The organism is Aquabacterium sp. OR-4 (assembly GCF_025290835.2).
Taxonomy (GTDB): domain Bacteria; phylum Pseudomonadota; class Gammaproteobacteria; order Burkholderiales; family Burkholderiaceae_C; genus Pseudaquabacterium.
Genome location: NZ_JAOCQD020000001.1, coordinates 2,742,680 through 2,754,718, shown reverse-complemented (window position 1 = coordinate 2,754,718; position 12,039 = coordinate 2,742,680). Strand labels below are relative to the sequence as shown.

Here is a 12,039-nt window from a genome sequence, read left to right as displayed (position 1 = left end):
ACTAAGCGAAGCCACCGGTGCCGTCACGACCGGGCCATCAGGCCATCAGCGTGAGCGTGGCGCTGTAGGGTTTGGCCGGATCCCTGGCGATATTGGCGCTGGCGCTGCTGGTCTTGCCGTTTGCGCGTCGCAGTGTCAGCGCCAACGGTGCCGATGACCGAGTCGGATCGGCCACCGTGACGGCCAGACTTCGGCCTTCTGCACGGCAGTGCAACAGGCATGCGCCGCTCACATCCAGCCAGTCACCACGCCCCAGGTCCAACCGGCCAGCGCCACGCAGCACGGCCATGTGGCGGTTGCCGCCGGGATCGCGGATCGCCTGCAGGCCCAAGTCATCGCTGATCTGCTCGACTCTGGGTGCTCGGGCGGCCTGTGCCGGGTTGTCGGCACCTGCCCACACGCCGTACCTGTAGGCGCTGCCCTGTGGCCGCGAGCCATGTGCCAACCGCAGCAGCATCACCTCGGCGCTCGACACCCCGGCTACCGCCATGGTGTTGATCGCACTGCGTTCGCCCGTGCGCTGCGTTCTGGCCAGTTGCGGCGCGGCGCCCTCGTCGAACAGATAGGTCAGCCCGGCATGCCACAGCCATCGCGTGCGCTCGGGCAGCGGCACTGCCGGGCTGGCCAGGGCGCCCTGATCGGTGTGCACCGGGCCGCGCAGCCGGCACTGGTTCAAGGTGGTCCACACCGGCTGCGGCAGGTTGCAGCGGATGTTGGTGCCCATGGCCACCATCAGGTCACCCATGAAGAACCAGGCCAGTTGGGCGCGCAGCCCGGCCTTGTCAACATCCATCACCGCCACGGCCGCATCGCCCACGGCCAGCACGCCCACAAAGCGCGCGTCGTGGCGCTGATAACCCTTGAACTGGGGCACCACGTCGGGCGCCGTCAGGCCGGGCAGGGCCGACCAGTCCCAGACCGGTGGCATGCCGTCGTACTCGTCACCGCGCTTGAGCAGATAGGTCACGCCAAAAGGCAGCCAGAAGCCTTGCAGGTTCTCGCCATTGCCCGATTCGGTGCCCACGGTGCGCGCGCTGCTGAGCTTCAGCGAGAAATAGGCCTGTGGTGTGTGGTGCACCAGAAAGTCGGATCGCCAGAAGGCTCGGGTGCCCGTGGCGGCAGGCGCGCCACGCTGCAGCGCCTGCGCGGTGCGGTCAACGGCCGCTCGGTGCTGCGGCACCAGCGGTGCCAGCCGGGTGAGGGCTGCCGCCAGCTGTGCCGGCAGCGGCCGGTGCTCCACCCGCGTGAATTCGCGCCCGCGCGCGCTCCAGTCAAACCAGTTGCCGCGCGCCAGCGGGGCCATGCCCTGCAGTGCGTAGTCGCTCAGCACGTTCAGCGCGTCAGTCGGCAGTGCCCAGGGCAACTCATGCAGCCAGGCGGCCACCTGCACCACATCCACCAGCAGGGCCAGGCCGTAGCCGCCGCTGTAGAGCTGCGGCCCATGCTGATGAAAGCTGTGGTCGGGCTGGATGCCCTCGTCCAGCGTGATGCGCAGTGTGGAGGCCACGCCGCGGCTGCCGGCCGCCACATCGTCTGCCTGCTGCGCCACCGCGCCGCGCACGATCTGCTGGCTGGCGTACCACACGCGGTTCTGTCCCGTGGCCTGCTCGGCCGGCACCATGCTTGGATCTACCAGTTCAGCCAGCAGCCGCTTCATCAGGGCGGGCGGCAGCGCATCAGGGCTCAGCAGCAGGATGCGCACCAGCTCGCGCTGTTGCCCGATGGTGTTGTGCCACCAGTTCTCTGAACGCGGCTTGCGGCCCAGCCAGAAGTCGAGCCCGCGTTCCAGCGCGGTGGCCATCTCGCCCTGTGGCGGCACCGGCTCGGCCAGCGCGCGCGCCATGCGCCGCAGCCGCTCGAGGTGGGCCATGGGCCGCCAGTTACCCACGGCCTGGTCGGCGTAGTCCACGTCCTTCCAGCTGCCGTCAGCGGCCTGGCGCGCCAGCATCTCGGCGGCGGCACCCGGGCCGCTTTCAGCCAGCGCATCGGCGCGCATGCGCTCGCGCAACTGCCTGAACTGCGCGGCCGTGGCGCCAGCGGGCGCTGCGGCCAACGCGCCTTTGCCTGCTGCCCGGGCCCACACGGCCAGGCCGGCCGCCAGCGCCGGCGCAGCCAGCAGGTGGCGGCGCGGCGTGCTCGGGCGAGGGGGCTGCGCCACGCTGCGGCCCAGGCTCAGTGGCTGGCGGTGACTGGCTGAGGCACCGTGTTGCCCACCACCGCTGCCGGCATCGGCATGCGGGCCAGCGCCTGGCGCAGGCCGTCTACGCCAAAAAGCTGCCGGGCCTGCGCACGCTCGGCCCAGCAGTCTTGCGGCTGGGCCAGGGCCTGCAGCACATGCGCTGCAAAGGCCTCGGCCGTCTCGCCCACGCGGAACAGCTGCTTCACCTCGGCCGGCAGGCCGCAGGTGCCCTGCAGCGAGGTGACGATGGGGGCCCGCATCATCAGCATCTCGATGGCCTTGACATGGGTGCCACTGCCGGTGCGCACCGGGTTCACCAGCACGCGGGCCTGCCGGTACAGCTGCACCGCATCGGGCACATTGGCCTGCAGCGTGACATTCGGTGCGGCGCACAGTGCGCGCACATGCTCGCCGGGGTTGGAGCCGGCCACCACAAAGCGCGTGTCGGGCCGCTGGGCCAGCACCAGGGGCCGGATCTGCTGCACCAGCCATTCCACGCCCCGCACATTGTTGGGCGTGCCCAGGTTGCCCAAGAACACCACGTCGTGCACCGGTGGTGGTGCCGCCTCGGTGGCTGCCAGCAAGGCGGGCGCGAGCGCCGATTCGGCCATCGGCGGCAGCCAGCTGGAATGGCGCACGCCCTGCGATTGCCAGTGGGCCAGATCGTCGGCCGAGATGTCGAACACCCAGGCGGCGCGGTCGATCATCAGGCGTTCGAAGCGTTGCAGGCCGAGACACGCAATCTGCCAGGCTAGGCGATCACGGGGCCGTCGTGCCGCCGCCGATTGCCGCGCCATGTACACGTGCTCGATGTTGTGAGAGCGGTAGATGATCGGCAAGCCCAGCCGGGAGGCCGCGGACAGCACGAGATCACCGCACCACGGGCCTTCGGCCCACAGGCATTCGGGGCCGAAGGCGGCTATGGCTTGCTGAAGGCGACCCTGCTCGGCCGCGGCCAGCGTGCGCCGCGCCACATGCCAAGGCAGTTGCAGCAGCCGCGAGAACGAGCGCAGCTTCGTGCCCAGGCTGCTGCCGATCGGAAACAGGTGCAGTTCCTTGACAACCTGTTGCACCGCGCGGCGATCGTGCTCGCTGGGCCGCTTGCCATCCACGTCGTCGAAAAAGCCAATGAGCTGGATCTCGACGCCCAGGCTGGCCAAGGCCTGAACCCGGCGCCAGATGTCTGCACGCCCGCCCCGATTGGGCGGAAACGGGATGTCGGTCGAGAACACCGTGATGCGCCCCGGGTAGAAGCCCGGTTTCACGGCTGCTGCCCCTGTGGCAAGCGAGAGCGGATGACCTTGGCCGGAACGCCAGCGGCAATCGAATACGCTGGGATGTCACCCCTCACCACTGAGCCCGCGGCAATGACGCAGCCGCGGCCGATGTGCGAGCCGTCAAGAAAGGTGGTCTTGGCACCAACCCAGCAGTCGTCCTCGACGACGATGCCTTTTCGCGTGACGCCTTGAACCCGAATGGGAACGTCGGTGCGGTCGATGACATGGTTCTCGGAGTGAAAGCTCACGTACTGACCCATGATCACATTGCTGCCAATGGTCACACCACCGCCGCAGCCCACGAACGAGAAGCCGCCAATGCCGGAGTTATCGCCAATGCTGCAACCCGTGCCGAGGTTAGACAACACACCGCTGGCCTGGATGATCGTGTTGGGCCCGACGTTGACATTGCGCCCCAGTTTTACGCCGTTCTTCGACAAGCCGTCGATCAGGCAGCCATGGGCCAGGGTGGTGCCGTTGCCGAATGCGAAATGCCCCCGGTTGCGCAGGATCACGTTGGGGCCTAGAAACAACTTTTTGCCTCGAAGCGGAAAAGCAAGAGTGCCACGGGCAAGCCATGCGGCACGACGCATGGCCAAACCGAACATTGCCGACAAGGGCAAAGCTGGGTCGAGGCTGTAGCTGCTGCCCTTCAGACGGCTGGCAGCACGATTGAGCAAGAGCTTCAACGGCATGAGCAGAGAGGAAGTGGCGTCAATCCCGGGCTGGGCTCAGTAGCGGGCGCCGGTCGGAAACGCCAGCAGCCCGCGCAAGGCTGCCAGGGCTCGTGCTGGACTGCCCTTGACGAGAAACTTCAACGCGTCCAGCGCCAAGCTGCACAGCACCACGGGCGTTCTCAAGGGGTAGTGCCGGCCTGAGAACATCGCCTTTGCGCGGAACAGGTAAAACAGTGAGAGCGGTGACCCGCCCTGAGACGATGACCCGATGGTGGCCCCATGCTTGTGAAACACCAGCGAGTCGGGCGCCCAGCCCAGCGCAAAGCCCTGCTGCTGCCCGCGGTGCGCCCAGTCGTGTTCTTCAGAGTAGAGAAAGTAGCGATCGTCCATCACGCCGACGGTGTCAAGGAAGCGGCGGCTCACCAGCATGGATGCGCCCACCACGTAATCCATGCGCGCCTCGATCTCGGCCGGGTTGGCGGGCGCTGCCTCGGGCGCCGAGAACGCCCCCAGGGCTCGCGAGCGGCCACGCCAGGGTTCGTAGCTGGCGCCACCGAGCGCCTGCACCATGTTGCGCCGGCCGTGATAAACGAGGGTGGAGCCGCACAGGCCGATGCGCAGGTCTTGCACGGCACGGCGCAGCAGGGCGCTGAGTGCGCCTGGGTGCACCTCGCTGTCGTTGTTGAGCACCCAGGCGAAGTCTGCGTCGCCCTGCAGCAGGGCAAAGCGCAGGCCCACGTTCACGCCGCCGGCAAAGCCCAGGTTGGCGCCGGTGTGCAGCAGCATCACCTGGCGGTGGGCCAGGTCTGGCAGCTTGTGCCACTGGCCCGGCCCGGCCTCGGGCAGGCCCTGGGGCAGGCCTGCACCCCAGGTGCGCAGCGCAGCCAGATCGTCGGGGCGCGAGTCGTTGTCGCACACCAGCACCACGTAGTTGGGATGGTCGAGTTGCAGGGCCGACTGCACGCAGGCGGCGGTGTCGCTTGAACCGTTCCAGTTCAGCACGACGATGTAGACGCGGGGCTCGGACATACGGATCTGCAAGGGCTTCAGCTGCGGGCGCCGGGCAGGCGAGACTGGGTAGCCCAGGCCACATTTGCCTGGCCAAAGGTCTGGTTTGTGGCAGCCTTGTTGGCATGCTGCTGGCGAGGTGACAGCGCCACGAGCACCCCGAGCGCCAGATAGAGCAAGGCCATGTTGTGCGGGGTGGACAGTACCAGCGCGCTGAACCCGAAAGCCAGAACAAGCAGGCACCACGTTAGGCGTAGCGAGATGCCGCTTCGCGTGGCTTGACCGGCTTCGCGCAGATAGCCGGCAGTGGCGAAGCAGAAGAAACTGCAAAACAATACAAAGCCAAACAGACCGGACTCAACCAACTGGGTGAGAAAGTAGCTGTCAATCGAGATGGTGCCGTCGCTGCTCTTCAGGCCTGCCTTGAATGCGCCCGATCCAGGCCCGTGCCCCAGAATCGGCGATTCGGCAAACGCGTCAAACGACAGCTCCAGCATGTGCAGCCGGGCCAGCGAACTGCCCGCCTCCTGAGCGGTACGGCCTACTGTCCAGTAGTAGGCCACTGCGGCAGCCATCAGCAGCAGTGCCGCAGCTGCGATCAAACCAAAGTAGCCGATAACGTGGTGCTGAAAGCTGCCGTCGTGGCGGCGCGCCTGCCGCCAGGCCAGCACCAGCGCCATCAGCCCCAACACCAGGGAAGCCGCCACCACCGCAGTACGGGTGTGGGTGGCCCACATGGCCACCGGCAGCAGCAGGGCGCCACCCAGCGCACTCAGGCGGATCAACGGCGGTGCGGCGCGTGCCAGGCTGGCCATGGCCAGCGGCAGCATGCAGGCCAGAAACTGCGCCAGCAGCAGCGCGTGGTTGAACGTGGCCTGTGCACGGTAGGCGCCAGCGCGAAACTTGGCCACACCCACGGCGTTGAGAAACTCACTGTTGGTCGGGTCGTAGGGCAGCAGCGCCATGAAGGGGTTCGACTGCATGCGCGCTTCCACCAGCGTGGCGCACACCACCAGCAGCAGCACCACGGCCATGGCATTGGTGAGGGTGCGTGCATCCCGCTCGTCGCGAATCCAGGTGATGGCCATCAGGTAGGCCGGCAGGTAGTCAAAGATCTCCAGCGCGGTGGTGAACAGCGAGGCAATGGGCGCCTCGCTGCCGGCACACGACACCAGGCGCCAGCCAAAGAACATCAGCACCAGTGCCGACACCGGATGGCCGCGCAGGCGCTGGGCGGCGCGCTGGCGCAGCGTGGCGTTGGTCATCAGTGACCAGGCCAGGTAGCCCATGCAGAACAGCCACACCCAGCGCTGCGGGTTCTTGAACGGCAGGCCAGGAACCGGGATGTACGAGAAGCTGGGCCACAAGAACTTGGTGGCCACGGCCAGCACCAGCAGGGTGACGGCGATGCGGCCACCGTCGCTGCGGCTGTCGGGCAGCAGCAGCGCGATCACGATGCCGATCACGCCCAGCACGGCAATGGAGAAGGTGCCCGTGAACTTGAGCGGAAACACCACGATCATCAGGCCCAGCAGCAGCGCGACGAACACGAACGCCGCCACGATGGACAGGCTGGTTCCGAGGTTGCGGCGCATGGTCAGGGGTCTCCGGTGGGCTTCTTATTGGGCCGTGAGCAGCAACTGTTCGTACTGCTGCAGCACGATGGGCCAGGTGAGCCCGTCGCGAAAGCGCTGCAGGCTGGCCTGGCGCATCTGCTGCAGGGCCTGCTGGTCTGGCAGCCGCTGTGTGAGCAGGTGGTCAATGCCCGGGCCGTCCTTGAAGTAGGCCTGGCCCTCACCCGCCACCCAGCGGTTGAACGCATTGTCGTGTGCAATCACGGCATTGCCTGCGCCCATGGCCTCCACCAGCGACGGGTTGGTGCCGCCCACCTGGTGCCCGTGCACATAGGCCAGGCTGTGAAAGCGGATGGCCTGCACCACGCGCTTGTCGTAGATGGCCCCCAGAAACTTCACCTCGGGGCTGGCGGCGGCCTTCACGGCGCGGTGAAAGGGGTTGGCATCGTCGTAGCGGCCCAGCACGGCCAGTTGCACGCCGCGCGGGCGTGCCGAAAAGCCCTGCACGATCTCCAGCAGCGAGTTCTCGGGCTCGGGCCGGGCAATCACCGAGAGGTACTGCCCCGGCACCAGGCCCAGCGCGGCCAAGGGTGCGGGATCAATGTCTTGCAGTTCGTCGGCGCCGTAGGCAATGGTGGTGATCTTGCTGGCCGGCACGCGGGTGGCCAGGTGGCGCTTGATCTCGGGGTGGTCGGCAATGAGGTGGTTGCCCAGCCAGCAGCCGGCGCGCTCATTCAGCCAGAACCAGGTTTTGGCCACCGGGCCCCATTTGGCGCGCGACCACTCGATGCCGTCCATGTTGATCATGTTGGGCACACCGGCCAGGCGCAGCAGCACGCAGAACACGGCGGTGTTGTAGCCCAGGGTGAGGCAGGGGTCGCGGTGCCGCGCGGCATGGCGGGTGGCCAGCCAGTCGAACACGATAGTGCCGGCCGCGCCTGCGGTGTGCACCGGGATGCGCACGCGCTGCACGCCGCGCCAGCTGTCCTCGATCACGGCGCTGCCTTCGTCTTCCTGGCAGTACACCACCACCTTCCAGCCCTTGGCCACCAGGTACAGCGCCAGATACTCGGCAAAGGTCTCAAAGCCGCCGTGGGCCGCCGGCACGCCGCGGGTGCCCAAGATTCTCAGGGTCTTCTGGCTCATGCAGATGTCAGCAACGGGGTGGTGGCGGGTTGGCGGCCGGCGGCCAGGTCGTCCAGCAGGCTCATCAGCCGCCGGTCGTGTTCGTCTTGCGAGAAGAATTCGATCTGGCGCTGCTGGCCGGCCGCGCCGTACTGCTTGCGCAGCTCGCGCGACGCGGCCAGGCGGCCGATGGCCTGGGCCAGCTCGGTGGCATCGCCCGGCTTCACCAGCAGGCCCGTCTGCTGGTGGGCCACGATCTCGGCCAGGCCGCCATGCCCGGCGGCCACCACCGGCAGGCCATGGGCCATGGCCTCGATGGCCACGCGGCCAAAGGGCTCGGGGTCGGTGGACGGCGCGGCCGCAATGTCGGAAGCGGCCCACACGGTGTCAACCTCGGGCGTGAAGGGGTGCCACAGCACGGTATCGGCCAGGCCCAGCGCCTGGATGCGGGCCAGCATGTCCTCGCGAAAGTGGTGCTGGCCGTCGGCCACGTCGCCCACGATCAGAAAGCGCAGCTGCGGGTGCTGACCGGCCTGGGCCAGCTGGGCGGCGGCCTCGATGAACACGCCCTGGCCCTTCCAGCGGTTGATGCGGCCCACCAGCGTGACCACGGTGTGCTCGCGGGTCAGGCCCAGCCTGGCGCGCAAGGCGGCCACGGCATCGCGCGTGGGCTGCGGCACGCGCTCGATGCCGTTCCAGAGCACCGAGCTGCGTTGTGCCAGCACGGGCTGCACGTCGGCAATCCACTGGCGGGTGGCGCCCGAGTTGCAGATGCACCAGCCGCCCAGCCAGCGCAGCAGCCGCGGAAAGCCGGCGGCGGCAATGCGTGGCGAGACGACGATCTCACGCACATGCCACAGGCGCTTGACGCCGCGGCGCCAGGCCCACAGCGCACCACCCAGTGCGCCCACCGAGTTGGAATACACCAGCTCGATGGGCCGGCCGGCCACCACGCGGTCGATGAAGCTCACCGAGCGCACCAGGCTGGCCAGCAGCTTTGGCAGGGCCGCCGGGCGCGTGAGCTGGCGCGAGATCTTACCCACCGGGCCGATGTGCACCTCGATGCCCATCTCCACGATGTGCTGGATCAGCGGCCCCTGGTGCGGCAGCACCACCACCGGGTGCAGGTTGTGGCGCCGCATGGCGCGCAGTGATCGCAGCAGCGATTGGTCGGCACCGTAAAGGTCGGCGTCGTGGTGAACAACCAGGATGTGGCGCATCGTCATCAGGCAGCGGCAGGGCCGGGGCGCCCGTCCGCAGGGGCAAGGCTGTGCATGCTAGCGCAGCACGGTGTCAGCACCTGGACGCGCTTGAACCTTCAAACGGGTGGCCTGCAATACGGAGTCACCCGCGTATGACACACTCGTCCGCGATCCGTGTTGCAACCGCCATTGCCGGGCTGGTGAGGTTGGTTTTTTCATTTTCAGGAATTCGCCATGAAGATCACCGTGATCGGTGCAGGTTATGTGGGTTTGGTGACGGGCGCCTGCCTGTCGGAGATGGGCAACCACGTGGTGTGCGTGGACGTCGATCCGCGCAAGATCGAGATGCTCAATCGGGGCGAGGTGCCGATCCACGAGCCGGGGCTCGATGCGCTGATCCAGCGCAATGCCGCCGCCGGCCGCCTGCAGTTCACCACCGACGTGGCTGCCGCCGTGGCCCACGGCACCATCCAGTTCATCGGTGTGGGCACGCCGCCCGACGAAGACGGCTCGGCCGACCTGCAGTACGTGCTGGCGGCGGCCCGCAACATCGGCCGCCACATGACCGACTACAAGGTGATCGTAGACAAGAGCACGGTGCCGGTGGGCACGGCCGACAAGGTGCGCGCGGCCATTGCCGAGGTGCTGGCCGAACGCGGTGTCGAGCTCGAGTATGCGGTGGTCAGCAACCCCGAGTTTCTGAAGGAAGGCGCGGCCATCGACGACTTCATGAAGCCCGACCGCATCGTGATCGGCAGCGACAACGAGCGCGCCACGCTGCTGATGCGCGCGGTGTACTCGCCCTTCATGCGCAACCACGACCGCCTGGTGGTGATGGACGTGCGCAGCGCCGAGTTCACCAAGTACGCCGCCAACGCGATGCTGGCCACGCGCATCAGCTTCATGAACGAGCTGGCGCTGCTGGCCGACCGCGTGGGCGCCGACATCGAGTGGGTGCGCCGCGGCATCGGCAGCGATCCGCGCATCGGCACGCACTTTCTGTACGCCGGCACGGGCTACGGCGGCAGCTGCTTTCCCAAGGACGTGAAGGCGCTGATCCGCACCGGTGCGCAAAACGGCATGACGCTGGGTGTGCTCACCGCGGTGGAAGAGGCCAACGAGCGCCAGAAGCTGGTGCTGGTGAACCGCGTGGTCGAGCGCTTCGGCGAAGACCTGACGGGCCGCACCTTCGCCGTCTGGGGCCTGGCCTTCAAGCCCAACACCGACGACATGCGCGAGGCGCCCAGCCGGGTGATCGTGGCCGAGCTGGCACGGCGCGGCGCGCGCATCCAGGCCTATGACCCGGTGGCCATGCCCGAGGCGCAGCGCGTGCTGGGCGAGGTGGCCGGCCTGAGCCTGGTGGCCAGCCAGCAGGCAGCGCTGGAAGGCGCCGACGCGCTGCTGCTGGTGACCGAGTGGAAGGAGTTCCGCAACCCCGACTTCGACCACCTCAAGGCCACGCTGAAGCAGCCGCTGGTGTTTGACGGGCGCAACCTGTACGAGCCGGCGCTGATGAAGTCGTTCGGGATCGAGTACCGGGGCATTGGCCGCGGCAGCGAGGGCTGAGCCAGATCAGAACAGCGCCGGCCCGGCGCCAAAGTTCTCCAGGCCGGGCAGCACCAGGCGCTGCTCGGCGCTGCTCAGGCCCATCCAGCCGCCCAGCGAGGCCGCCAGTTGCGACACGCTGGTGCTGGGCAGCAGGCGGCCCGAGCCGACGTCGTCGCTGGTGCCCATCGATGTGATCGGGAAGCGGCCGTAGATGTTGCGGCCCTTGACCGCGCCACCGGCCACGAAGTGGTGGCTGCCCCAGCCGTGGTCGCTGCCGTCGCCGTTGCTGAGCAGGGTGCGGCCGAAGTCGGAGGCGGTGAACAGCGTGACGTTGTTCTGCAGGCCCAGGCTGTTGAGGGTGCCGAGAAAGTAGTCGATCGACGAGGCCACCTGGGCCATGTGCGCCGGCTGGTCGCGCATCTGGTTGGTGTGGGTGTCGAAGCCGCCCATCGACACCATGAACACCTGGCGGCGCATGCCCAGGGCCTGGTTGGCGGCCACCATCTGCAGAACCACGCGCAGCTGGCGGGCGATGCCCACCTTGTCGAGCGTGGTGAAGCCGGTGGTGGCGCGCACGGTGGTGGACGGCACGGCCGGCACGGCGCCACTGCCCAGCGCGGCCTGCAGCACCGTGTTGGCGCTCAACCCACGCTGCATGACGCGTTTGTACTCGTTGGCCAGCGCATCGTTGCCGTTGCTGGCGTAGGCGCGCTGCAGCGCGGCGCCTGCGGTGTTGGAACCGAACACCGCACCGCCATTCATGGCCGCCACGGTGACCGGGCCTTCGACGCCCACCTGGTACTGGTTGACGCTGCTGCCCGACAGGAACACCGCGTTGCCGGTGGCCGACACCGCGGTGAACACCGGGTAGGCATTGGCGGCCATCAGGATGTCGCCCATGCGGCCACCCCAGCCTGAACGCGCACCTTCGGGCGACAGGCTTTGCCAGGTGCTGGCCTGGTCGTTGTGCGAGTACAGCTTGGACGGCAGCGCCGTGCCGGCGATGTATTCGGCCTTGCTGATGGGCCTGACCAGCGGGCCCACATTGGCCACCACGGCCGCCTGGCCTGCCTCGTACCACTTGCGCAAGGGGGCCAGGTCGGCGGGCATGCCGAAGCTGCGGCCGTTGGCCTGCCCGCTGGTGGTGATGGGCTGGATCTGGCCGGCGGCCCAGGCCAGCTCGGCGCGCGCGGCAGCGTATTCGGCGTAGCCGCTGGCATCGACCGGGATCACCCAGTTGTGGGTGTCGCTGCCGCCATTGAGAAACAGGCACACCAGGGCCTTGTAGCTGCCGCCGGTGTCGGCGGCCTGGCTGCTCTGGCTGGCCAGCGCGGCCAGGCCGGCCAGTTGCATGGCCATCGGGGCACCCAGGCGTGGAATGCTGGCGCCGGCGCTGGCCAGCCCGGCGGCGGCCCGCAGAAAGGCGCGGCGTGAAGTGTCTCGGGTCAT

9 protein-coding genes are annotated in these 12,039 nt (G+C 68.1%); 1 reads left to right on the top strand and 8 read right to left on the bottom strand.

Going from position 1 to position 12,039, the window contains the following annotated elements; genetic code table 11:
* Positions 1–37: 37 nt before the first annotated feature.
* The 7 genes from N4G63_RS11775 to N4G63_RS11745 are packed head-to-tail and all read right to left on the bottom strand — an operon-like array spanning position 38 to position 9,060.
* Entirely contained in the window at positions 38–2,158 is a 2,121-nt protein-coding gene (locus N4G63_RS11775; protein WP_314599705.1) for a polysaccharide lyase family 8 super-sandwich domain-containing protein, read from the bottom strand.
* Between the two features lie 14 nt (positions 2,159–2,172).
* A complete protein-coding gene (locus tag N4G63_RS11770; protein ID WP_260788598.1) occupies positions 2,173–3,444 on the bottom strand; it encodes a glycosyltransferase in 1,272 nt (423 codons plus the stop codon).
* Positions 3,441–4,151 carry an acyltransferase gene (locus N4G63_RS11765; protein WP_314599704.1) on the bottom strand — a complete coding sequence of 237 codons (711 nt, stop codon included), beginning with the start codon at positions 4,149–4,151 and terminating at the stop codon, positions 3,441–3,443. The genes N4G63_RS11770 and N4G63_RS11765 overlap by 4 nt, the downstream gene beginning before the upstream one ends.
* A gap of 36 nt (positions 4,152–4,187) precedes the next feature.
* Complete coding sequence (locus N4G63_RS11760; RefSeq protein WP_260788596.1) at positions 4,188–5,162, bottom strand: glycosyltransferase family 2 protein; 975 nt, start codon at positions 5,160–5,162, stop codon at positions 4,188–4,190.
* A gap of 17 nt (positions 5,163–5,179) precedes the next feature.
* The gene (locus tag N4G63_RS11755; RefSeq protein ID WP_260788595.1) at positions 5,180–6,736 is read right to left on the bottom strand and encodes an O-antigen ligase family protein; all 1,557 of its coding nucleotides are present in this window, start codon (positions 6,734–6,736) and stop codon (positions 5,180–5,182) included.
* 24 nt (positions 6,737–6,760) lie between these two features.
* The gene (locus N4G63_RS11750) at positions 6,761–7,861 is read right to left on the bottom strand and encodes a DUF1972 domain-containing protein (RefSeq protein WP_260788594.1); all 1,101 of its coding nucleotides are present in this window, start codon (positions 7,859–7,861) and stop codon (positions 6,761–6,763) included.
* On the bottom strand, positions 7,858–9,060 hold the full coding sequence (locus tag N4G63_RS11745) for a glycosyltransferase family 4 protein (RefSeq protein ID WP_260788593.1): 1,203 nt from the start codon (positions 9,058–9,060) through the stop codon (positions 7,858–7,860). Before N4G63_RS11745 ends, N4G63_RS11750 begins: the two co-directional genes overlap by 4 nt.
* 216 nt (positions 9,061–9,276) lie before the next feature.
* Here N4G63_RS11745 and N4G63_RS11740 point away from each other — a divergent pair, with 216 nt between their 5' ends.
* Positions 9,277–10,608 carry a UDP-glucose dehydrogenase family protein gene (locus N4G63_RS11740; protein ID WP_260788592.1) on the top strand — a complete coding sequence of 444 codons (1,332 nt, stop codon included), beginning with the start codon at positions 9,277–9,279 and terminating at the stop codon, positions 10,606–10,608.
* 6 nt (positions 10,609–10,614) lie between these two features.
* Here N4G63_RS11740 and N4G63_RS11735 read toward each other — a convergent pair whose 3' ends face one another.
* Positions 10,615–12,039 carry a DUF1501 domain-containing protein gene (locus N4G63_RS11735; protein WP_260788591.1) on the bottom strand — a complete coding sequence of 475 codons (1,425 nt, stop codon included), beginning with the start codon at positions 12,037–12,039 and terminating at the stop codon, positions 10,615–10,617.

What these genes read in the sequence shown, in the direction of transcription:
- N4G63_RS11765 (WP_314599704.1), bottom strand. Translation starts at nt 4,151, where the DNA reads ATGCCGTTGAAGCTCTTGCTCAATCGTGCTGCCAGCCGTCTGAAGGGC.
- N4G63_RS11760 (WP_260788596.1), bottom strand. Translation starts at nt 5,162, where the DNA reads ATGTCCGAGCCCCGCGTCTACATCGTCGTGCTGAACTGGAACGGTTCA.
- N4G63_RS11755 (WP_260788595.1), bottom strand. Translation starts at nt 6,736, where the DNA reads ATGCGCCGCAACCTCGGAACCAGCCTGTCCATCGTGGCGGCGTTCGTG.
- N4G63_RS11750 (WP_260788594.1), bottom strand. Translation starts at nt 7,861, where the DNA reads ATGAGCCAGAAGACCCTGAGAATCTTGGGCACCCGCGGCGTGCCGGCG.
- N4G63_RS11745 (WP_260788593.1), bottom strand. Translation starts at nt 9,060, where the DNA reads ATGCGCCACATCCTGGTTGTTCACCACGACGCCGACCTTTACGGTGCC.
- N4G63_RS11740 (WP_260788592.1), top strand. Translation starts at nt 9,277, where the DNA reads ATGAAGATCACCGTGATCGGTGCAGGTTATGTGGGTTTGGTGACGGGC.
- N4G63_RS11735 (WP_260788591.1), bottom strand. Translation starts at nt 12,039, where the DNA reads ATGACCCGAGACACTTCACGCCGCGCCTTTCTGCGGGCCGCCGCCGGG.